This is a genomic window from Flavobacteriaceae bacterium HL-DH10 (genome assembly GCA_031826515.1).
GTDB classification, from domain to species: domain Bacteria; phylum Bacteroidota; class Bacteroidia; order Flavobacteriales; family Flavobacteriaceae; genus Thalassobellus; species Thalassobellus suaedae.
On the sequence record CP134536.1, the window covers coordinates 1,063,442 to 1,086,756 of the forward strand.

Below are 23,315 nucleotides of genomic sequence, written 5' to 3' on the forward strand. Positions count from 1 at the left end.
AAGCATGTTAAGCAGAGTAGCAAATAATCTTATTTGGTTAGACAGATATATGGAACGCGGTAATGGTATTTTAAATTTACTCAAGGTAAATTATTATGCCAACCAAGACTCTCCAGAATTATTTTCTTGGACACCAATAATTAAAAATTTTACGCCACCAGAAAATAAGTTTGATACTGAAGACGCCATAGAATGTATCGATTTTATGGTTTTTAACACCAGTAACTCAAACTCTATTTTAAATATTGTTACAAAAGCTAGAGAAAATGCTAGAAGCGTTCAAGAACATATATCTAGAGAACTATGGTTATGTATTAATAACTACTACTTATACCTTACAAACAAAGATTTACCTTCAAGATTGAGAGAAGAAGATCCTATTGAATTTTTAGAAGATTTAAGAAAGCATCATTTAATTTACTATGGCACTGCCGATAATACACAAGAACGAGGTTCTTCGTATTATTTTATGAATGTTGGCAAATTTTTAGAACGTGTTATACTTATTTCAGATTTCACATCACTTAAACTTAACGATATAGGAAATACGTCAGACAGTTTAGAAAAAAGTTTTTATTGGAAAAACCTCTTATTATCTGTTGGCGGCTATCAATTATATTTAAAAACACATAAATCTACCTTTAGTGAAGATCATGTAATAAGTATGGTTTTTCAAGATAAATTATTCCCTAGATCTGTATATTATTGCATCAACAAATTAAGCAGACATATTAATCAGCTTATTGAAAGCAATCAACTTGAAAGAAATAATATTGAATTTTTATTAGGAAAACTTGAAAGCACTATCAAATACACAACTATTGAAAATATAAAAACCCAAGGGTTACATAATTTTATTTATGATATTAAAGAAGACATTAGAAATATTTCTTTAAATATTAATGCTGTTTACTTTTCACAAAACAATTAACCTTTAATTTTATGGCCACCTTTTTTATTAAACACACTACTAAATACACCTATAGTAATGCCGTAATTGATGGCGCAACACTCACTAGATTACACCCCATTAATGATGATTACCAAAAGGTAACATCGCATTTATTATCTGTAACCAACAATCCATATATTGAAACATTTACAGATTTTTTTGGTAATAGAGTTGGAACATTTATGGTTACTGACCCGCATCATGAATTAAATATTACATCTGAAATAGAAGTTATAACTTATGACAGATTATTTCCAAATGATGATATTGAAATTGACAAACAATGGGCTGAATTAAAGTTAATAAAAAACAATATTGAGTATATTGATTTTCTAAAGCACAAGCCCTTTGATGGTAGTCATGATATTCATAATTTAATAGCAGAAAAAAATATTACTACAAAATCACCATTTAAAGCTTTACTGGAACTTTCCGAATATGTTTACACTAACTTCAAATACATCCAAGGTATTACAGATGTTAATACAGCTTTAGATGAAGTTTGGAAACTAAAGGCAGGTGTTTGTCAAGATTTCACAAATGTGCTTTTACAGATGCTTAGAATGATTGGTATTCCTGCACGCTACGTAAGTGGCTATATTTGTCCAAGCAACAATATAACAAGAGGTGAAGGAGCTACCCATGCATGGATAGAAGCCTATATTCCTTTTTATGGTTGGCTTGGTATAGACCCGACTAATAATGCCATAGCAAACGAAAACCATGTTAGACTAGCAGTTGGCAGAAATTATAACGATTGCTCTCCTGTAAAAGGTGTTTTTAAAGGTAAAGTTGAAGCCGAAATGCAAGTAGCAGTTGAAGTTAAAACATCTAAAATACCAAAAGATTCTGAGCCAGAATTAAACACAACAACTCTAAGAGATAATAGTTACAAACGAAACTTAGAGCTTATTCAGCAAATACAACAACAACAGTAATTTTTAATAAAATTGTTTTATTAAAAACCCATACTTTTTATTAACTGGAATTTACATGAAATTTTAGCTAACTTCGTTTATTTTCTAATTTAAAGCATTAAAACAATATCATATCATTATAGTTATGATTCATTTATAACGAGAAATATGAAAAGTTAACTTTTTAAATGGCATTATTAGTTTTTTAAAAATTGGCAGAATTATAGTATTACAACATAGAAACCTTATGAACGAACAAGACAAATCAAAGAAGTTAGACTTACCACCCATGGGTGCACAAGACTTCTCGGAGATAGAAGACTGGTCGGGGTATTTCAATGCTGTTCTTGGAAAAGGTGCGCGAGACACACTCATTGCCGCCTTAGACTCATTTGAACAAGAAGGATTTAATTCAGGATTTGCTGTAGATTTAGCCGCAGGAGAAGGTCGTGATTCACTAGAACTACTTGGTAGAAACTGGCACGTATTAGCAACCGATAATCACCCAGAAGCATTCTCTCATTTATGGGCAAGGGTACCAGAGGTGTTAAAACCCAATTTAACGACAACAGAGGTGAGCTTCAATGACATGAAGTTTCCCAACTGTGACATGGTGAACGCAAGTTTTGCCTTGCCGTTTTGCGAACCACAACATTTTGAAGTGCTATGGAATAAAATCATAGCATCAATTCGCCCTGGAGGAAGATTTGCAGGTCAGTTCTTTGGAAGCAGAGATACCTGGGCATCACTTCCGAATCGTTCTCATCACTCTCGTGAAGAAGTTTTAAAGTTACTCGACGGCTTTTCAATAGAGATGATTAGGGAAGAAGAACGAGACGATCCACCAGAGCTTAGAAAACCAAAACATTGGCAAATATTTCATATAGTGGCGAGGAAACATTAACGATGAAACAAGATAAAACAACCTATCTGTAAACGAAATATTCTCCTAGTTGAAATTTTATATCTGCGATTTATTTGCAATATAAATACTAAACCAAACACAAAACATTAAGCGTAACCGCTAAAAACCACTTTTATTTTTTTCTCTCAATCACATAATTCACCATAAGTTTTAGTGAATTTTTATAATCTGATTCTGGATAGTTTTGAAGTATTTGCAAAGCTTCTGTTTGAAATTGTTTCATTTTATTAATGGCATAATCTAAGCCGCCATTATTTTTCACAAAAGCAATCACTTCCTTGACACGTTTAGTGTCTTTATTATGGTTTTTTATAGAATTTATAAGCCAATTTTTATCTTTCTTTGAAGCTTGATTTAATACATAAATTAAAGGCAAAGTCATTTTTTGCTCTTTTATATCTATACCTGTTGGCTTTCCTATTTGGGTATCACCATAATCAAATAAGTCATCTTTTATTTGAAATGCCATACCAATAAGCTCTCCAAATTTCCGCATTACTTCAACATCTGTCGATTCGGGCTTTACAGATGCTGCACCCAAACTACAACAAGCCGCTATTAAAGTAGCAGTTTTTTGGCGAATAATCTCGTAATAGATGTCTTCAGTAATATCAAGTTTACGCGCTTTTTCAATTTGAAGCAACTCGCCCTCACTCATTTCGCGTACAGCAATTGAAATGATTTTAAGCAAATCGAAATCATTATTATCAATACTTAAAAGCAAACCCTTGGAAAGTAAATAATCTCCAATTAAAACGGCTATTTTATTTTTCCAAAGCGCATTTACAGAAAAGAATCCGCGACGCATATTACTATCGTCAACAACATCATCATGTACTAATGTTGCCGTGTGTATCAATTCTATAACCGAAGCACCTCTATAAGTACGATCACTCACCTCGCCATTAGAAACCATTTTAGAAACTAAGAACACAAACATAGGACGCATTTGCTTCCCTTTACGGTTCACAATATAATGCGTTATCCTGTTAAGTAATGCTACTTTACTAGCCATAGACAACTGAAACTTTTGTTCAAAAAGTTCCATTTCGTAAGCTATAGGTTGTTTTATTTGTTCTACAATTTTCATTCAGAGCTTAAAGATACTATTTCAGATGAATTATTTTAAAAAGTTTATTTTTATTTATAAAGGTCATTCTTCAAATATCATTTAATTAATCATGTAATATCAGCCTAGGCGCAGTTGAAGACGAATTAAAGTTTAGTTTTCATTAGCATTTCGACTGCGCTCAATGCGACAATAAAACTTAATGACAAAAGGCAAATAATTTAACTTTTGTTTGCTAATTGTCCGCAAGCAGCATCAATATCTTTTCCTCGACTTCGTCTAACAGTAACCGTTATATTATTTTTTTCTAAAACATCTACATACATATCTAATGCTTTAGATTGGGCTTGCTGAAACTCGCCATCATCAATAGGATTATACTCAATAAGATTCACTTTACTTGGTGCAAATTTGCAGAATTCCACTAAGGCGTCTACATCTTTTCTTTGGTCGTTAATACCATCCCAAACAACATACTCGTAAGTAATTCTATTCTTAGTTTTTGCATACCAATATTGCAAGGCTTCTCTTAAATCGTTTAATGGAAACGTGGCATTAAAAGGCATTATAGACGTTCTAACCTCATCAATAGCCGAGTGTAATGAGACTGCTAATTTAAACTTGACATCATCATCTGCCATTTTTTTTATCATCTTAGGAACGCCTGAGGTTGATACAACAATACGCTTAGGCGACATCCCTAAACCTTCTGGTGAAGTTATCTTATCGATGGCCTTTATAACATTATTATAATTCATCAGCGGTTCTCCCATTCCCATAAAAACGATATTACTTAGCGGGCGATTATGATACAACTTACTTTCCTTATCAATGGTTACTACTTGGTCGTAAATTTCATCGGGATTTAAATTACGCATACGTTTTAAACGCGCCGTAGCACAAAAACGACAATCTAAACTACATCCTACTTGACTAGACACACAGGCAGTAGTTCTCGTTTTTGTTGGTATTAAAACCGATTCTACTATTAAACCATCATGTAACCTTACTGCATTTTTAACCGTACCATCGCTACTACGCTGCATATTATCGACTTTGATATGATTGATGACAAAGTTATCTTCTAACATCTGTCGTGTTTCTTTAGACAGATTGGTCATGTCCTCGAAGCTATGTGCTGCTTTTTGCCACAACCATTCATAAACCTGATTGCCACGAAAAGCTTTATCATTTTGTTTTACAAAGAAGTCTCGAAGTTGTTCTTTGGTTAATGCTCGTATGTCTTTTTTCTTGATGTCCATTGAAATGCAAAAATAGGAAAAAAAGCCTCCTTAATCTTCCAAAGGAGGAAACTCTTATCTTAATAGATTTACTTCTAAATTCTTTATTTATGAATTTTAAATTGAAGCTATGATTTGTATTAGCGATTGAGGTATTGTTGAAGCTCTTTTTGTGTTGTTGCACCTATGCAACACAAAAAAGCGACTATCTAAAGCGCAACCCTTTTTGGTAATACCCTAAAATAGTAGCAATAAAAAAAGCCTTGAATTAACAAGGCTTATTAAATTTATATAATTAACATGGCATCACCGTAACTGTAAAATTTGTAACCTTCTTTTACAGCTTCATCATAAGCTCGTTTTATAAAATCGTGACCAGCAAATGCCGAAACCATCATTAGCAATGTAGATTTTGGTGTGTGAAAATTTGTAATCATGCAGTTAGCAATACTAAAATCGTACGGAGGAAAAATAAATTTATTAGTCCATCCATCAATTTCATTTAATTTACCGTTAGATGATACAGCACTTTCTATAGCTCGCATTGCAGTTGTACCTACAGCACAAACCCGTCTTTTTTCTGCAAGACCTTTATTTACAATTTCTACAGCTTTTCCATCAATTTTCAGCTCTTCGCTATCCATTTTATGTTTAGATAAATCTTCAACCTCAACAGGATTAAAAGTACCTAAACCTACGTGTAAAGTTACCTCTGCAAAATGAACACCTTTAATCTCTAAACGTTTTAACAGGTGTCTTGAAAAGTGAAGTCCAGCAGTTGGAGCTGCTACAGCACCTTCGTTTTTAGCGAAAATAGTTTGGTAACGCTCTTCATCTTCTGGCTCTACTTCTCTTTTTATATATTTTGGAAGTGGTGTTTCTCCTAGTTCGTTTAGTTTTTTACGAAACTCTGTATAAGAGCCATCATATAAAAAACGTAATGTACGTCCTCTTGAAGTTGTATTATCAATAACCTCTGCTACTAAGGTATCATCATCTCCAAAATATAGTTTATTACCTATTCTTATTTTTCGAGCAGGATCGACCAAAACATCCCAAAGACGTTGTTCTTCATTTAATTCACGTAATAAAAACACCTCTATTCTAGCTCCTGTTTTTTCTTTATTACCATATAATCTAGCAGGAAATACTTTGGTATTATTAAGTATTAAAACATCATCTTCATTAAAATATTCAATAATATCTTTAAACATTTTATGCTCTATGGTTTGCTCTTTTCTGTTTAAAACCATTAAGCGAGACTCATCTCTGTTTTCAGCTGGATGTTCTGCTAATAATTCATCTGGTAAATTAAAGCCAAAGTGTGATAATTTCATTTATGAGTATTTAGTTATTTTTAGAAAAGTACAAATATACAATCTGCAGATAGGGGTTGTCAAGTAAAAGGGGGATTATTATTCTATATACCTAATAAATCACAAAATAATCAATTAAATTCGTTTCTATTTCCTTTATATATCAATATAAAATAGAGCCGTAACTAAGGCTATGCTTATATTTTCTATCTTATTTAAAGAAAATATAATTTAAATTTATTATCAATCATTTTAAGACTGATTAGGTATGATTTGAAAACCAATAGATTTTAGGTCGTCCCAAAATGTTGGATACGACTTAGAAACAACAGCCGCATCTTCAATAATAATTGGTGTTTTAAGTGCTAAAGGCGCAAATGCCATTGCCATTCTATGGTCGTTATAAGTTGCTATAGAAACTAATTCTTTGATGTTTTCTGAGGCAGAGAGATGCAATGATTTATCTGTAATAGCAACTGTTCCTCCAAGTTTTTCAATCTCTGTTTTTAATGCAACGAGTCTATCAGTTTCTTTAATTTTTAAGGTATGCAAACCTATTAAATCGCAAGAAATACCCAATGCAAAACAAGTAACAGCAATAGTTTGCGCTATATCTGGAGCATTTTTTAAGTCTAGTTTTAAAGGAGATAATATAGAAGCTTCTTTTTTAAGAATTACAGAATTATCATTAAAAACAGTTGTAACCCCAAAATGTTTATAGATGTCTACCAAAACAGAATCGCCTTGTAAAGAGTTTTCTTTATAAGAACTTAAAGTGATTTCTGTCCCTACTTCACTTAATGCTGCAATACTAAAATAGTAAGATGCCGAGGACCAATCTGATTCGACAGTAAGCGTTTTAGATTTTAATTGCTTAGTATTAGGTTTTACTGTAATAACATTACCTATAAATGAAGACTCTACACCTATTTCATCTAATAAACTCAAAGTCATATTTATATATGGCACCGATGTAATCTCACCTTCTAAAGTTAATTCTAAACCATTTTCTAGTTTTGAAGCTATTAATAACAAAGCAGAAATATACTGACTACTTACATTCGCTTTTAAAGTAACCTGATGCTTAGTTAACTTTTTGCCTTTAATTTTTATAGGTGGAAAACCTTCATTTTCAACATAACTAATATCTGCTCCTAAATCTTGAAGTGCTTCTGCTAAAATTTTAATAGGGCGCTCTTTCATTCGTTTAGACCCTGTAAGAACAGTATCTCTCCCTTCTTGAATAGAAAAATAAGCAGTTAAAAAACGCATAGCGGTTCCTGCGTGATGAATATCGACTACCTCAGACGACGATGCCAAAGCATCTGTCATTAAACAACTATCATCTGAATTTGAAACGTTTGCAAGTTCAAACTCTGGATAAAGCGCTTGTAATAATAATAATCTATTAGATTCGCTTTTAGAACCTGTAATTTCGACTGAAGATTGCTTTGCAATTTTAGATTTTTGAAGTGTAATATGCATCTAGTTTGTAAATCTATATTTAAACAAGCTGCAAATTTACTTTAATTTTTCGTTATTATGATGTCTATCGTGATCGCGCTTGGATTTTAAATCCAATTTTTTATCAAATGAAGCCTGTAAATCTATTCCTGTTTGATTGGCTAAACACAATACAACAAACATAACATCTGCAAGTTCTTCTCCTAAGTCTTTATTTTTATCGCTTTCTTTTTCGCTTTGCTCTCCATAACGACGCGCTATAATGCGAGCCACTTCACCAACCTCTTCGGTAAGTTGCGCCATGTTAGTAAGCTCGTTAAAATAACGAACACCATGTTCTTTAATCCAATCGTCTACTTCTTTTTGTGCGTTTTGAATGTTCATTCTACTTTAGTTAAAACAATTTGTTCTGATTCTTTTTTTAATAAGCTACTAAAATAAGCTTTTAAAGCTTCATAATAAATAGGTGATATTCTAGATTGGTTTATTTCTGTATCAATGGACAACTGAATCGTGTTTTGTTTAATTGATATATTATATTTATAAGAGCCTAAATTATCTGGAAGTACTAACTGAACTGGCTCTGGAGTCGATTCTACTTTATATCCTGATGGTATATTAATAGTTAGATATATGATGTTGATGAAGGATATCCAAAATCGACTGGAAACTCGCGTTTTTCTAGTTTAAAAGGGTTTTCTTTTGTTTTCAGGAAAAATAATGGTGAAAAATATATTTTATCATCAATAACATCGGCTTGATTTTCTATTGAAAATTTATAAGATTCAGAAATAGGTTTAGATTTTACATTTGGATACAAACTTATTGTTGAAGACGTTTTATCTTTTCTTACGATTCTTCTTTTGATACTTTTCAAAATTTGTAATCTTGTGCAAATGCCGAAATGCAAAAGCATAAGCTTAATAAAATTGTAGTGGTTTTCATTTATAGTTGGTTTTATACTTAATTCTTTATTAAGGCTACTTTTGCATTATCCATTTTTGAAACTTCTTTGTAAAAATTCCTAAAACCGGTATAATCTTCTTTAGGAAATTCACCATCGTTAATAACAAATTTTCTTTTATAAATTAGTGTGTTTTCGTCTTTAACTTCAACATCTGCTTTATAGCTTCCAAATTTATTTTCGACCAACATGCCTTTAGGCATAGATTCCACTTTATAGTTGGTTGGCAACTTAATTTCAACTTCATCAATATCTATAAAGCCTCTTTTTATTTTTAATGGCTGCTTTCTAGTTCTATATCTATCAGGAACATGAGTGTTTCTGTTTAATGCATTTAATGTAAGAAGCATTCTATTTCCAACAATTTTAGAATAATTAGATGCACTAAAAACAACATCTTCTTTAAACTCAACATCATTTTTATTATTTTCAATATTCATATGGCTAACAGAAATACTATTAATATATTTCCATCGTGTTTTATAATGAATATCTAAATCTCTTTCTGTTTCGGTTTCTAACCAATATTTATCATCGTACTGAATACCTTTAGAATTCACATTTACTTTAGCGTCAATAGCTCCACCATTTGAAATACTATATTCTCCTTTTATTTTTTGGATATTTTCTTCAACACTATACTTTTTGGTGTGTGCTATTTTACCTCCTTCGGGGGTAATAACCAATACATCTCTATCATCGGTAAAATCGCCAATAAAACCAAATGGAAGTTTTTGACTGGTGCATTCTAGCCATATATTTTCTTCATTTTCTTGTGGAATATTTAAAATAACATGGTTTCCTTGCATTGCAGCAAAATCACCTTCAATACTTCTTTGAGATTTCCCTGCGTAAACAACACTATAATTAGAATCTACACCTACAGCTTGTAAAAGTGATCGTGTATAATTTGTTAAGGCTTTACAATCACCATACCCCAATTTATCAACTTCTGATGCGTTAAAAGGTTCCCACCCTCCAATCCCTACTTGCACACTAATGTATCTCACTTTATCCTGAACATATTGATATATTTTTCTTGCTTTATCAATATCATTCTGTTCATCTTTTACAAGATTTTGAATCATTCTTATGGTACTTTCTGGTAAATCATAAGTATCCTTTATTAAATCATGGTACATCCAATTTCCAAAACTATTCCAATCATCTACTTCGGCGTAAACACCTTCAAGTGTAAACTGTTTTAAAGTTAACAATACTTTAGGTGCGATATCAAAAAACGCAGGACTATAAGTTTCTGGTTTAATAGCTTCTATACTTTTTACTTTATATTTAATACTATATGATAACGTTTCTTTATTTAATTCAAAACTTTCAAAATTCTTTTCCTTAGTTCTAACAGTAATTGTTTCAGGATAATTAATCGTGTATTTGCTAGTTTCTAATCCAACAAAATAATCATCAACTGGAATAAACGAAGGAATAAACGCCGTATTACTTGTAACAGTTTCACAAATAAACTCAATAGTATACGGATAAGTAATTGGTGTATATTCTAAATATTTAACTCTCGAATCTGAATACAATGTTCCGCCATCAACAGCACTAACATCTTTAAAATCTTTCTTTCTAACTTTTTTTATAAGTGCCCCATATTGATTATAAACTAAAACTTGTAGTTCATTAATTTTAACATTATTATCATAATGTACATAAGCATCAATATTATCGTTTCCTTCTTTATTCAATACGGTAACAATTCTCTTTTTTGCGATATACATTTCATTAGCAGATTTTATTGAAATATTCATATCATTAAACCTAATAACAGCATTAGCATTTTGCCTAAGATTATCTGGAATTGTTAAACTTGTATATAAATTTTCTTGAGAAAAAATAGTTAATGCTGTGAGTAATATTAACGTATTAAGAATGTTCTTAAAAAACATAAAAAAGGAATAAGTTTTAAATATATTATTTTAAAACTCATTATAACATGAGAAAAATCATATTTTGTTATAATGCGTATCTTTTAGCTTATAAACTAAAAATCTTACAGCCAATATAAGAAAACAAGGGGTAACTACATACTTAAATTCACTAAAAATTACTTTTAAGCCCCAATTAGAAAAAAACTTTTGGATTCCTATAGGCGATACTTTTATGCCTCTAAATGGAAAGAAAAAACGATTATTATTAAAGGGAATTAAAAATCCAACACCTTTTCCTCCAGATGTCATAGCATCTAACAAACCATGAGAAAGGGTAGATAAAAAAATAACAACAAACCAAATAAGTTTGTTTTTTCTACCTAGAGTAAGCATTAAAACAAGTGCCCATAATAAGGCAAAAAGGATAGAATGTGAAAACCCACGATGCCCTAGAGGATGTCCATAATCAATCCCAAAATTAAAAGTAATAACATCAAAATCTGGAAGAATGGTTGAAAAAATAGCTACGATTAATAACCACTTAGCATTTTTATAATCACATACTTTTGCTAATGTATAACCAACCATGCTATGTCCAAAAATGGACGCCATTATTCTTTGTTTTTAGAATCTATAATTATAGTTACCGGACCATTATTAAGCAGCTCTACATTCATATCGGCACCAAATTGTCCAGTCTGTACAGATTTTCCAAAATCAAGTTCTATTTGTTTCACAAAACCTTCATAAAGCGGAATTGCAATATTTGGTTTAGCTGCTTTTATATAACTTGGGCGGTTCCCTTTTTTTGTTGAAGCATGTAAGGTAAACTGGCTAACAACAATAACATCACCATCTACATCTATAAGCGACTTGTTCATAACGTCATTTTCGTCTCCAAAAATACGCAGATTTATAATTTTATTTGAAAGCCATTTAATATCTTCTTCTGCATCTTCATTTACAATTCCTAAAAGAATTAAAAGACCGTTAGAAATAGAGGCTACTTTTTCTCCTTCAATAGTGACACTTGCTTTTGAAACTCTTTGTATTACAGCTTTCATTCTTTTTCCCAAGTATCGGTTCTATAATGCTCACCTTCACCTTCAATAATTTGCAAATAACTACGGTATCTTGAAAATTCTATATCGCCATTATCTAAAGCTTCTTTTACAGCACACTTTGGTTCTTTTATATGCAAACAGTTATTAAACTTACAGTTTTGTTTTAAAGCAAAAAACTCTGGGAAATAATCTCCCACTTCCTCTTTTTCCATATCTACAACACCAAAACCCTTAATTCCTGGTGTATCAATAATGGTGGCATCAAAACTTAAATCGAACATTTCTGCAAAGGTTGTTGTATGTTGCCCTTGCATATGTTGCGTAGAAATTTCTTTTGTTTTTATATTTAGTGTTGGTTCTATAGCATTTACAAGTGTAGACTTCCCAACGCCAGAATGCCCGGAAAACATACTCACTTTACCATGCATTAAAGCCTTTACCTTATCTACATTTTTACCAGTTTTTGCTGAAACCCCAATGCATTCGTAACCTATTTTGCGATACACATGTGCTAAATATTTTACTTCATTAAGTGTATCTTCATCATAAGTATCTATCTTATTAAACAACAAAACGGTTTTAATAGAATAGGCATTAGCCGTTACCAAAAACCGATCGATAAAACTAGTTAAGGTTGGCGGGTTATTAATGGTAATCATTAAAAAAACCAGATCGATATTTGCAGATATAATATGGGTTTGCTTGGATAGATTTACCGACTTTCGTACAATATAATTTGTTCTATCATGGATATTATGAATGATACCAGAAACTTGATTATTATCGGTTTCTAACTCGAAGTCTACAATGTCTCCAACCGCAATAGGATTTGTACTTTTAATACCTTTAATACGAAATTTACCTTTTATACGGCACTCGTAAGTCTCACCCAATTGAGTTTTTACGGTGTACCAACTTCCTGTAGATTTATAAACGCGTCCTGTCATTACAACAAAGATGAAAATAAATATCATAGCATACAAAAAAGGCCTGCATATTAATGCAGACCTTTTTTATAATGATAACAATTCCTTATTATAAATTCAATTTCTCTAAATGCAAGTCTAAAGTTTTTTCTTTTTTATTATATTCAAGAAGCATGATATGACCTAATTTTGCTGGTAAAACTCTAAACTTTATTTTACCACTATCTTTTTGAAGATAAATTTTATCCTCAGATAATTTTCCTTCGTCATACATTATAGTTTTAAAGGCCAATTTATTTGACTCTCCTTTTAATCTTTCATAGTCAATAAAGTTTGCATAAAAACGATCTCTATCTGTATCTATTTGAGTAAATTGATAATCAAATGCTCCAAAAGCCTTAAGCGCATGTGCATTTAATTGTGGACTTCCTACATCTATTAAACTAGGAGCTCTAGACTTTCCTTTTTTAAAGACTTTAATGTCTTTTAAATCAAAACCATTATCAAATTCAAACATTACAGCATCAGTAATTGTTAATTGAGTTACTGATCCTCCTCCCCCTAAAGCTGCAGCTGCTATCCCTAAACCACTAGCTGTTTTTCTGTATTTTTCACCGATACAAAAATAAGATCCATTTTGATTACGTATTATATCGTGAAAATAAACATACCCTCTTTTCGGATTTTTTCCATCAGATTCAACTGGCATCATTTTGTTTATTTTATTCTCCCAACTCACTTTATTATCAGACAATACAGTTCCTGTGAAATCATTTATTTGTGCGAACAAACCCAAACTCTTAGATTTAATTACATTATCTCCTTTTTCGAAATACTCTCCTAAAAGCACTACTTTTTTGTCATCTGTTAAAAATGAATTAGTTATTAATCTCGGGTTGTTATCTCTATCAAACTCTTTTTCAAATAATAATTTACCCGTTTTTATATCAATAACAATAACTTTAAATTTGATTGTCTGACTCATTATTGATTTTTTAGATGATTGAAGTGCCACTATCACATCTTCATTTACTTCTATCGGATTTATAGACATAATCTCTTTAATATCTTCAGGTGAGTTATAATCCCAAGACGTGCCTCCATCAGTTGCTATATACTTCAAACCATAACCTAACTTCTTATTATCTCTTATATAATTAAATACAAAACCCTTATTATCAACTGGAAAAAGCATATTAAAGTTTCCAGCTTTTAACATATAACCTAGCCATTTCATTTCTTTTTTATTAACAGGAATTATAACATCATCTCCCTGATTTCCTTGTCTATCAAAAGTCACAAGTTTATATTGCTCTTCCTTAGTATTAATCATAGCAAACATTAAAGCCTGATTGTTAAACTTACTGTCTGCTAAAACTATATTCTTATTATCTATATAAGATTTTGTTGCAATATCATTCAAGTTATTATCTAGTATTTTAATGGCATACTCTCTCATGCCTTTTTTAAGCTTATCAATTTGATAATAAAAATAATAACCATCGACATCATTATTTTTATCCATCATAGATCCAGAGTTCCTTAGCCTAAAAGAAGTGATTTCATTTAAAGATTTTTCTTGAGCGTTTAAGGCTATACAAAACAAAAGTAGGCAAGCCAAGGTTAAAAGTTTTTTCATTTTTTTTTTGTTGAAGATTATTTATTGATTGGTTTAAAAAATTCTATTATTTTATTCAAATTGTCACTTTCTATATTCTTGCCTTCGATTGATTTATAAAAAGCTGACCACATCTTAGCTATTTCGTTAAGTTCTAAATTGTGTATAAAAAGTCTAATTATATTTAATTGCTTTTCATCTGAAAAGCTATTCTTTTGAGGCACATACTTACCCAACTCATGAGACTTTTTTGCTTTATACACTAGATATAGCACTTCAGCTATTTTAGAATAATAATAATCTGCTGTTATTTCTTTATTATCGTACTTTTCTATCAATTGATACAATACCAAGTCTAAAAATTTTAAATCGAAAGCAAACTGAATGCTTTTCATATTAGAGATTTCTCTTAAGTTTTTATAATGGTATTCTGCCGCTTTTAAGTCATTTACATCCTTTACTATGTTAAAATCTGAAATTAACTTATTCACTCTAAATTCAATTTCAGGATGCGTTTTCAATGTATCTGAAACTAAACTAAAATCATTTATTTTTTCACTTGTATCAAAAAGTGATGTTGTTTCCTTTAGCCAGTAATCTTTAAATGGGTAACTTTTAAAATTAAATACACTATCTATTTTAACATCATGATACAAGACCATTTCATCTACTCTTCTTAATTTTTCTAATGCTTTAAGTGCTAAAGGTTTTGAATACTTGGTTTTAGAAAACAAAACAAAACCTAAAGAATCTGCTTCTGCTTCTACTTCCTTAGAATAATCTAAAATATCAATACTTAATTCATCTATTAAAGAAAGTGCAGCTCTAGTCTGACCGTATTTATTTCTCTTAATTTGTTTTACCTTTTCTTTTGTTTCTTCTGAATTAATGGAACGAATTCTTTTAGTAATTCCTTTTATTGAATGATTTAATAATTTATGTGCTATTTCATGACAGATAATAAAAGCTAATTCATCATTTGATTCTAATTTAGTTAGTAATCCTAAATTAATCTCAAACATACCATCTCCATAACAAGCAGCGTTTGGAATTATTGAGTTTTTAATAAAAAAATTAAAATCTGTCGTATTAATTTCTGGATTGGATTTGTATATATGTTGAAGTATCTGATCTAAATCCTCCTTTATTTTAGAATTAAAAACATAAGTACTATCTTCAATAGCTTCTCTAATTTTTTCATCTCTATCCTTAAATACTTTTTTTATTTTAGATGAAAACTCTCCGCTAATTTTATTTATCTGATTCTGATTAATCCGCTTAAGAAAAGACTCTATAGCATCAATATTAGGTGGAATATATTCATTATTAATTGCTTGAGAAAACAAAAAATTAGAAAATAAGAAAATACAAATACAAAATATACGCATTGACTGACTTTAATAACAGTTTTTAATGCTAGTAAATATATGTATATTTTTCAGGTAAACTATTGTCTCAAAGAAAAAACATAAAAAAAAGGCTCGCAATTGCGAGCCTTTTTTGTTTCTAAAATAATAACTATTAACTATTAACTATTAATAATCTTTTCTTGATGATTAATAGACTCTTGGTGAATAGCTTTAAACATTTTTAAAATAAACTCTTCACTTAATCCGTGATCTTGTCCTTCTAAAACCATTTTTCCTAAAATCTCATTCCAACGTTTAGATTGTAAAACCGCTACGTTTTTTTGCTTTTTAAGGGCTCCAATACCATCAGCAGCTTTCATTCGTTTTCCTAACAAATCGATAATTTGATTATCAACAACATCAATTTGTGCTCTTAAATTATCTAGTGATTTATTATACTCAGCTTCAGAATCTGACTCTTTTCTAATTTTTAAATCTTTCATAATTTGAACCAAGGTAGACGGTGTTACTTGTTGTGCAGCATCACTCCAAGCATTTTCTGGATCGTAATGAGTTTCAATCATTAATCCATCAAAATTTAAATCTAAAGCCGCTTGAGACACATCAAAAATCATATCACGTTTTCCAGTAATATGCGACGGATCGTTAATTAAAGGAATATCTGGATATTTATTTTGAAACTCGATAGCTAATTGCCATTCTGGAGTGTTACGGTACTTTGTTTTTTCATACGTTGAAAACCCTCTATGTATGGCACCTATATTTTTAACACCTGCTTTGTAAATTCTTTCTATACCACCTAACCATAAAGCTAAATCTGGATTTACAGGGTTTTTAATTAATACAGGTTTATCAGTACCTTCTAAAGCATCTGCAATTTCTTGCATAATAAATGGGCTTACTGTAGAACGTGCTCCAATCCATAATAAATCAACATCATGCTCTAAGGCTAATTTTACGTGTGCTGCATTGGCAACTTCGGTACAAATTTTCATACCTGTTTCTGCTTTTACTTTTTGTAACCATTTTAAACCTAAAGCACCAACACCTTCAAACATACCTGGACGTGTTCTTGGTTTCCAAATACCAGCTCTAAAATAACTAACATCAGTATCTTTTAACTCATGCGCAATTTTTAAAACTTGTTCTTCTGTTTCAGCACTGCAAGGTCCTGCAATTACCAATGGATGATCTAAATTTAAATCATCTAACCAGGTTCTCATTTCTCTTTTGTTTTCCATAATTTCACTACTTAACTAATTCCGTTTAAAATATCTTTTATATGATTGGTGTTTTTCATCTCATTAAAAATAGCATCAAAATCATCTGATTTCATAAGCTCTTTAAAATGAGTGAGATTACTAATATACTCTTCTAGAGTTTCTATTACGTTTGTTTTGTTCTGTTTAAAAATAGGCGTCCACATTTCTGGTGAGCTCTTTGCCAACCTAACAGTTGAGGCAAACCCACTGCCTGCCATATCAAAAATATCGCGTTCATTTCGCTCTTTATCTATAACTGTTTTACCCAACATAAATGCACTTATATGAGACAAATGTGACACATAAGCAATATGTTTATCATGAGCTTCAGGGTTCATATAACGTATACGCATACCTATATCTGAAAACAATTTCAATGCTTTTTCTTGAAGTTTAAAGGTTGTTTTTTCAACTTCACAAACAATATTTGTTTTCCCTTGGAACAAGCCACTAATAGCCGCACTAGGTCCTGAATGTTCTGTACCTGCAATAGGATGCATCGCTAAAAAATTTCTGCGTTTAGGATGATTTTCTACTGCTTTACAAATATCTAATTTAGTTGATCCTGCATCTACAACTAATCCATTATCTGATATCTTATCTAAAATAGTAGGTAATAATTTAACAGTAGCATCAACAGGAATAGACACAATTACTAAATCGGCATTACCAAGATCATCTAAAGTTGCTTTTTTATCAATTAAATTAAGAGATAATGCTTCGTCAAGGGTAGATTGTTTTCTACTAATACCATGAATAATTACATCTGGATTATTCTTTTTAATATCAATAGCAAGACTACCACCAATTAAACCAATACCTATTGCGTATATATTTTTCATTTTACTCTTGCTATTGCTTCTTCTAAATCTTCTGTTTGTGCACATAAAGAAAAACGAATATATCCTTCTCCTTGACTACCAAAAATAGTTCCTGGTGTTATAAATATATGGTTCTCTTTAAGTATTAAATCTATATACGCTTCTGCTTTTATGTGTGGCGGTAATTTAGCCCAAACAAAAAGTCCTGTCGCATTTTTATCATAAGTACAATTTAGTGCTTCGGCTAATTTCCAAACTAAATCACGACGCTTCTTATAAACACTATTTAAAGTAACAAACCACATTTCTGAACACTTCAATGCTTCGATGGCTCCTTTTTGTATGCCGTAAAACATCCCAGAATCCATATTACTTTTCACCTTTAAAATATTATTAATAAGTGTATTGTTTCCAACTACCATTCCTACTCTCCAGCCCGACATATTAAAGGTTTTACTTAAAGAATTTAATTCTAAACAAACATCTTTCGCGCCTTCTACACTTAAAATACTGGTTGGGTTTTCATTTAAAACAAAACTATACGGATTATCGTTTACTATTAAAATATTATGCTTTTTGCCAAAAGCTACTAACTCTTCAAATAAATATTGGCTTGGTTGTGCTCCTGTAGGCATGTGTGGATAGTTTACCCACATAAGCTTCACTTTACTTAAGTCTAATTTTTCTAAAGCTTTAAAATCTGGCAACCAATTATTAGCTTCATCAAGATTATAAAAAACAGGCGTTGCTTCCAATAATTTTGTAACCGACTGATAAGTTGGATACCCCGGATTTGGTATTAAAACTTCATCACCCTTATTTAAAAACGCCATAGAAATGTGCATAATACCTTCTTTACTTCCCATTAAAGGCAGCACTTCTGTATTCGGACTTAAATTCACATTATAATGCGCTTTATAAAATCCTGCTATGGCTTGCCTTAATTCTGGCAACCCTTGGTAACTTTGATACTTATGCGCATTTGGGTTTAGCAAACCTTCAGTCAAAGCATCTATAACTTTTTGTGGTGGTTGCATATCTGGACTACCTATTCCTAAATTAATAACAGACTTTCCGCTAGCTATTAACAAATTAACTTCTCTCAATTTCTTTGAGAAGTAGTATTCTTCAACTGTATTTAATCTATCTGCTACTTCAATCATAACTTTGCATTTTTATATTCGCCCAATATTTTAAAATTAATAGCCATAATGTCTATAATAGACTTTGCCTTTTTAAAATCGGCGTATGTTTCAAAAGTAACATCCACAAAAAAAGCATATTTCCAAGGTGTTTCAATAATAGGCATCGATTGAATTTTTGTTAAATTCAATTTACAATCGCTCATAACATTTAAAATTGTTGCTAAGCTTCCGCGTTTATGGTCTGCTTCAAATTTTATTGATGCTTTCGTAATATCTTCTTCTGGCACTTCAGAATTTTTACGCTTTACAATTACAAAGCGCGTTTCGTTGTGTTTAATTGTTTGAATACTTTTTGCTAAAATATCTAATTCAAATATTTCGGCTGCCATAACACTTGCTATTGCTGCAATGCCTTTTAACTGTTGTTCTTGTATACGCTGTGCTACTTCAGCAGTATCCTTATCTTCCACTAATTTAATATGAGGATATCCTCTAAAAAATTCTTTACATTGTAACAATGCCATAGGATGCGAGTACACTTCTTGAATATCTTTTATATCCTGATCTGGCAATGCCATTAAATTATGCTGAATATCTAAATAATGCTCTCCAACAATATGCAAATTGTGCTTATCTATTAAAGCATAATTAGGAATAATTGAACCCGCAATAGAGTTTTCTAAAGCCATAATAGCTGCATCACTTTCTTTAGTAATTACAGAATCAACAGTCCTATCGAATGTTAAACATTCAATAACATCAACAGATTTTTCAAAAAATTGTTTGGACACAATATGATGAAAAGACCCTTTTACTCCTTGTATGGCTACTGTTTTAATCAAAATTTGATATTATTTAAAATATTTAATTCTTATATTACTTTTATCAATTCTTAAACAAAAAAAAGTCTCGATTTTCATCGAGACTCATATTTTAATTTATATTTATAAATTATACATACAACGCCTCGTTTCTTTTGCTAAAAAAGAAATAGTTGTTAAAATATGTATAATATACTGTTGTTGTCATAATTACGGCGCTAAAGTAATTCTTTTTTTAAGAAATAAAAATACAATAAAACCTTTTTTATATTTTTATTAAAAATTTTAAAGATTTTACAGCAAAACTATCATTACAATAGATAATCATTATTTTTGAACAAAAAATTTACAAATATGTCTATCGAGGTTACAGGTATCACAAAACTTTACGGAAACCAAAAAGCTTTAAATAATGTTTCTTTTAAAGTAAACAAACCAGAAATAGTTGGATTTTTAGGACCAAATGGTGCTGGAAAATCTACTATGATGAAAATTTTAACCACTTATATTAATGCTAGTGAAGGTAAAGCCAAAGTAAACGGATACGATATTAATGATGCTTCCCAAAATGTGCAACAGAGTGTAGGGTACTTACCAGAGCACAATCCGTTATATTTAGATATGTACGTTAAAGAATATTTAAGTTTTAATTCTAAAATCTACAAGGTTTCTAATAAACGCATTGACGATGTTATTAAACTTACTGGATTAGCTCCTGAATCTCATAAAAAAATAGGGCAATTATCTAAAGGCTATCGTCAACGTGTTGGTTTAGCCAATGCCTTATTGCATGACCCCGACGTATTAATCTTAGACGAACCTACCACTGGATTAGATCCTAATCAATTAGTAGATATAAGAAACCTAATAAGAACTATTGGCGAAACTAAAACCGTATTTCTTTCAACCCATATTATGCAGGAAGTTGAAGCCATGTGCGATCGCGTGATTATTATTAATAAAGGTGAAATTGTTGCCGATAAAAAACTAAAAGACATACAAGAAGGTAAAGAACAAACCGTTATTGTAGAATTTGATTATCGAGTTGAAGATGCTTTTTTATTAAAACTACCTAAAGTTAAAAGCGTTGTAAACACCTATGATTTTGTTTATGAAATCACTTTTAAAACATCAGAAGATATGAGATCTTATGTTTTTGATTTTGCACATGATAACCAATTAAAAATCCTTCAACTAAATCAAAAAAACACAAGTTTAGAAACACTATTTAGAGATTTAACATCTAATTAATTATTTTTATTCTTAAATCTCAATTAAAATCAGGTATTTAGAAAACGTTTTCCTAGGATATGACAAATATCATCTTTACCAATGTATGAAGATGCTAATTTTGCCCCATCAGATGCAATTTCAATTACTAAAAAACCTAAATTAATTGTTTTTTTTTAATGAAATGCAATCGATTAACTTTGTTACACTACAAAAAAAAATAAAATGAGTAAAGGAATTTACGTTGCTACAATAGAACCTAACAGTGGTAAATCTATTGTTGTACTAGGATTAATGCGTATGCTTTTAGGTAAAATAGCTAAAGTTGGATATTTTAGACCTATTATAGAAGATACCGAAACTGGTGAAATGGATAACCATATAAACACGGTTATTTCGCATTTCGAAATAGATATTAATTACAAAAAAACCTTTGCTTATACCAGAAGTGAAGTTCTTGATTTATATAATAAAGGAAAATCTGGAGAGGTTATTGACGAAATCATCAAAAAATACAAATATCTCGAAGAACGCTTTGATTTTGTTTTAGTTGAAGGCACCGATTTTTCACATGAAAACTCTAGTTTAGAATTGGATATTAATATTTTAATATCTAAAAATTTAGGATTACCTGTTATTATTGTTTCTCAAGGAGATGGTAAAAAACTACCAGACATTATTGAAAGTGTGCAGTTAGCTCATGACACCTTTAAAGAAGAAGTAGATGTTTTATCTATTATGACCAACAAAATTAAAGAGGAAGATGTTTCAACCATAAAATCTCTTTTAAAAGAACGTGTAAATACTGATACAGATATTACTGTTATTCCGAAAATTAGAAGTTTAACAAGTCCAACCATCAAAGAAATTGTAAAAACATTAGATGGTAACATCCTTTTTGGGAAAGATTTAATTAATAACCTATCTGAAAACTTTAGTGTTGGCGCCATGCAATTGCGCAACTATTTAACGCATTTAAAAGAAAACTCATTAGTTATTACGCCAGGAGATAGAGCAGACATTATTTTAGGGGCACTACAAGCTAATATTTCTAAAAATTATCCGAAAGTTGCTGGTATTATTTTAACTGGCGGATTAATTCCTGAAGATTCTATTTTAAAACTAATAGAAGGACTCTCTAGTGTTGTTCCAATCATTAGCGTAAAAGGAGGTACCTTTTCAATTACCAATTCTATAGGTAAAATAAAATCAAGAATATATGCTGAAAATACTGAAAAAATTCAAACTTCTATTTCAACATTTGAAAAGCATGCTGATACTGAAAAATTATCCAATAAATTAATCACATTTGAGTCTGAAATATTCACTCCAAGAATGTTTCAATACAACTTATTACAACGTGCTTTAAAAAACAAAAAACATATTGTGCTTCCAGAAGGTTATGATGAACGCGTTTTGCGAGCAGCAGCTAAACTAATTGATGCACGTGTGGTTGAATTAACATTAATTGGTGAAGAAGCAAAAATAAAAGAACGTATTGAAAAATACGATATTGCTTTAGATATTAAGGCTATAAACATAGTATCACCTGTTAAATCGCCTCATTTCGAAGATTATACAAATACATTTTTCGAATTGAGAAAACATAAAAATATTACTCTTGAAATGGCAAGAGACACCATGATGGATGTTTCATATTTTGCTACCATGATGATTTATAAAGGTCATGCAGATGGTATGGTTTCAGGTGCTGTACATACTACACAACACACATTACGCCCTGCTTTACAATTTATAAAAACCAAACCAGGTGTTAATATTGTATCCTCGGTATTCTTTATGTGCTTAGAAGATAGAGTTTCTATTTTTGGAGACTGCGCTATAAATCCAAACCCAAATGCAGAGCAATTAGCAGAAATTGCTATTTCATCAGCAAAAACAGCTCAAGATTTTGGAATAGATCCTAAAGTTGCCATGTTATCATATTCATCTGGAGCGTCTGGTAAAGGTGCTGATGTTGATAAAGTAAGAGAAGCTACAAATCTAGTTAAAGCACAAGTACCTACTTTAAAAATAGAAGGTCCAATTCAATATGATGCTGCTGTAGATATGCGTATTGGCAAAAGTAAATTGCCAGATTCTGAAGTTGCTGGACAAGCAAGTGTTTTAATTTTCCCAGATTTAAATACAGGAAACAATACTTACAAAGCTGTGCAACGTGAAACTGGTGCCCTAGCAATTGGTCCTATGTTACAAGGATTAAACAAACCCGTAAACGATTTAAGTAGAGGCTGTACTGCAGATGATATATACAGTACCGTTATTATAACAGCTATTCAAGCCCAAGAATTATAAAT

22 protein-coding genes are annotated in these 23,315 nt (G+C 30.8%); 5 read left to right on the forward strand and 17 right to left on the reverse strand.

Features of this window, described 5'->3' with window-relative positions:
* The first annotated feature begins 4 nt into the window (after positions 1-4).
* The 3 genes from RHP49_04695 (at position 5) to RHP49_04705 (ending at position 2,773) form a co-directional block, all read left to right on the forward strand.
* Positions 5-931: an alpha-E domain-containing protein gene (locus tag RHP49_04695; protein WNH13555.1), complete on the forward strand. Its 927-nt coding sequence runs from the start codon at positions 5-7 to the stop codon at positions 929-931.
* Positions 932-942: 11 nt separating this feature from the next.
* The gene (locus tag RHP49_04700; GenBank protein ID WNH13556.1) at positions 943-1,890 is read left to right on the forward strand and encodes a transglutaminase family protein; all 948 of its coding nucleotides are present in this window, start codon (positions 943-945) and stop codon (positions 1,888-1,890) included.
* Between the two features lie 226 nt (positions 1,891-2,116).
* Complete coding sequence (locus tag RHP49_04705) at positions 2,117-2,773, forward strand: class I SAM-dependent methyltransferase (GenBank protein WNH13557.1); 657 nt, start codon at positions 2,117-2,119, stop codon at positions 2,771-2,773.
* A gap of 133 nt (positions 2,774-2,906) precedes the next feature.
* Here RHP49_04705 and RHP49_04710 read toward each other — a convergent pair whose 3' ends face one another.
* The 17 genes from RHP49_04710 to RHP49_04790 all read right to left on the reverse strand — a co-directional run bounded on the left by RHP49_04710 (position 2,907) and on the right by RHP49_04790 (position 19,788).
* Entirely contained in the window at positions 2,907-3,884 is a 978-nt protein-coding gene (locus tag RHP49_04710; protein ID WNH13558.1) for a polyprenyl synthetase family protein, read from the reverse strand.
* Positions 3,885-4,084: 200 nt separating this feature from the next.
* Positions 4,085-5,125, reverse strand: coding sequence for a 23S rRNA (adenine(2503)-C(2))-methyltransferase RlmN (rlmN, locus tag RHP49_04715; protein WNH13559.1), 1,041 nt, complete (start codon positions 5,123-5,125; stop codon positions 4,085-4,087).
* Positions 5,126-5,391: 266 nt separating this feature from the next.
* Positions 5,392-6,441, reverse strand: a complete 1,050-nt coding sequence (queA, locus tag RHP49_04720) for a tRNA preQ1(34) S-adenosylmethionine ribosyltransferase-isomerase QueA (GenBank protein WNH13560.1) — start codon at positions 6,439-6,441, stop codon at positions 5,392-5,394.
* Positions 6,442-6,672: 231 nt separating this feature from the next.
* The gene (locus tag RHP49_04725) at positions 6,673-7,905 is read right to left on the reverse strand and encodes a 3-phosphoshikimate 1-carboxyvinyltransferase (GenBank protein ID WNH13561.1); all 1,233 of its coding nucleotides are present in this window, start codon (positions 7,903-7,905) and stop codon (positions 6,673-6,675) included.
* A 36-nt stretch (positions 7,906-7,941) separates the two neighbouring features.
* Positions 7,942-8,268 (reverse strand): nucleotide pyrophosphohydrolase, encoded by a 327-nt coding sequence (locus RHP49_04730; protein ID WNH13562.1) that lies wholly within the window; start codon positions 8,266-8,268, stop codon positions 7,942-7,944.
* Positions 8,265-8,390, reverse strand: coding sequence for a hypothetical protein (locus RHP49_04735; protein ID WNH13563.1), 126 nt, complete (start codon positions 8,388-8,390; stop codon positions 8,265-8,267). The genes RHP49_04730 and RHP49_04735 overlap by 4 nt, the downstream gene beginning before the upstream one ends.
* Positions 8,391-8,509: 119 nt before the next feature.
* On the reverse strand, positions 8,510-8,761 hold the full coding sequence (locus tag RHP49_04740; GenBank protein ID WNH13564.1) for a hypothetical protein: 252 nt from the start codon (positions 8,759-8,761) through the stop codon (positions 8,510-8,512).
* Positions 8,762-8,847: 86 nt separating this feature from the next.
* On the reverse strand, positions 8,848-10,758 hold the full coding sequence (locus RHP49_04745; GenBank protein WNH13565.1) for a DUF3857 domain-containing transglutaminase family protein: 1,911 nt from the start codon (positions 10,756-10,758) through the stop codon (positions 8,848-8,850).
* Between the two features lie 57 nt (positions 10,759-10,815).
* Positions 10,816-11,352, reverse strand: a complete 537-nt coding sequence (locus tag RHP49_04750) for a metal-dependent hydrolase (GenBank protein WNH13566.1) — start codon at positions 11,350-11,352, stop codon at positions 10,816-10,818.
* Positions 11,352-11,804 carry a D-aminoacyl-tRNA deacylase gene (gene dtd / locus RHP49_04755; GenBank protein WNH13567.1) on the reverse strand — a complete coding sequence of 151 codons (453 nt, stop codon included), beginning with the start codon at positions 11,802-11,804 and terminating at the stop codon, positions 11,352-11,354. Before dtd ends, RHP49_04750 begins: the two co-directional genes overlap by 1 nt.
* A complete protein-coding gene (rsgA, locus tag RHP49_04760) occupies positions 11,801-12,751 on the reverse strand; it encodes a ribosome small subunit-dependent GTPase A (protein WNH14379.1) in 951 nt (316 codons plus the stop codon). Before rsgA ends, dtd begins: the two co-directional genes overlap by 4 nt.
* 88 nt (positions 12,752-12,839) lie before the next feature.
* Positions 12,840-14,369: a hypothetical protein gene (locus tag RHP49_04765; protein WNH13568.1), complete on the reverse strand. Its 1,530-nt coding sequence runs from the start codon at positions 14,367-14,369 to the stop codon at positions 12,840-12,842.
* Between the two features lie 17 nt (positions 14,370-14,386).
* On the reverse strand, positions 14,387-15,736 hold the full coding sequence (locus RHP49_04770) for a M48 family metalloprotease (GenBank protein WNH13569.1): 1,350 nt from the start codon (positions 15,734-15,736) through the stop codon (positions 14,387-14,389).
* Between the two features lie 140 nt (positions 15,737-15,876).
* A complete protein-coding gene (locus tag RHP49_04775) occupies positions 15,877-16,959 on the reverse strand; it encodes a bifunctional 3-deoxy-7-phosphoheptulonate synthase/chorismate mutase type II (protein ID WNH13570.1) in 1,083 nt (360 codons plus the stop codon).
* A gap of 11 nt (positions 16,960-16,970) precedes the next feature.
* On the reverse strand, positions 16,971-17,822 hold the full coding sequence (locus RHP49_04780) for a prephenate dehydrogenase (protein WNH13571.1): 852 nt from the start codon (positions 17,820-17,822) through the stop codon (positions 16,971-16,973).
* Positions 17,819-18,964 carry an aminotransferase class I/II-fold pyridoxal phosphate-dependent enzyme gene (locus RHP49_04785; protein ID WNH13572.1) on the reverse strand — a complete coding sequence of 382 codons (1,146 nt, stop codon included), beginning with the start codon at positions 18,962-18,964 and terminating at the stop codon, positions 17,819-17,821. Before RHP49_04785 ends, RHP49_04780 begins: the two co-directional genes overlap by 4 nt.
* Complete coding sequence (locus RHP49_04790; protein WNH13573.1) at positions 18,961-19,788, reverse strand: prephenate dehydratase; 828 nt, start codon at positions 19,786-19,788, stop codon at positions 18,961-18,963. Before RHP49_04790 ends, RHP49_04785 begins: the two co-directional genes overlap by 4 nt.
* A gap of 333 nt (positions 19,789-20,121) precedes the next feature.
* Here RHP49_04790 and gldA point away from each other — a divergent pair, with 333 nt between their 5' ends.
* Both gldA and pta read left to right on the forward strand, forming a co-directional pair.
* The gene (gene gldA, locus RHP49_04795; GenBank protein WNH13574.1) at positions 20,122-21,018 is read left to right on the forward strand and encodes a gliding motility-associated ABC transporter ATP-binding subunit GldA; all 897 of its coding nucleotides are present in this window, start codon (positions 20,122-20,124) and stop codon (positions 21,016-21,018) included.
* A gap of 204 nt (positions 21,019-21,222) precedes the next feature.
* Positions 21,223-23,313 carry a phosphate acetyltransferase gene (gene pta / locus RHP49_04800; protein WNH13575.1) on the forward strand — a complete coding sequence of 697 codons (2,091 nt, stop codon included), beginning with the start codon at positions 21,223-21,225 and terminating at the stop codon, positions 23,311-23,313.
* Positions 23,314-23,315: the final 2 nt, after the last annotated feature.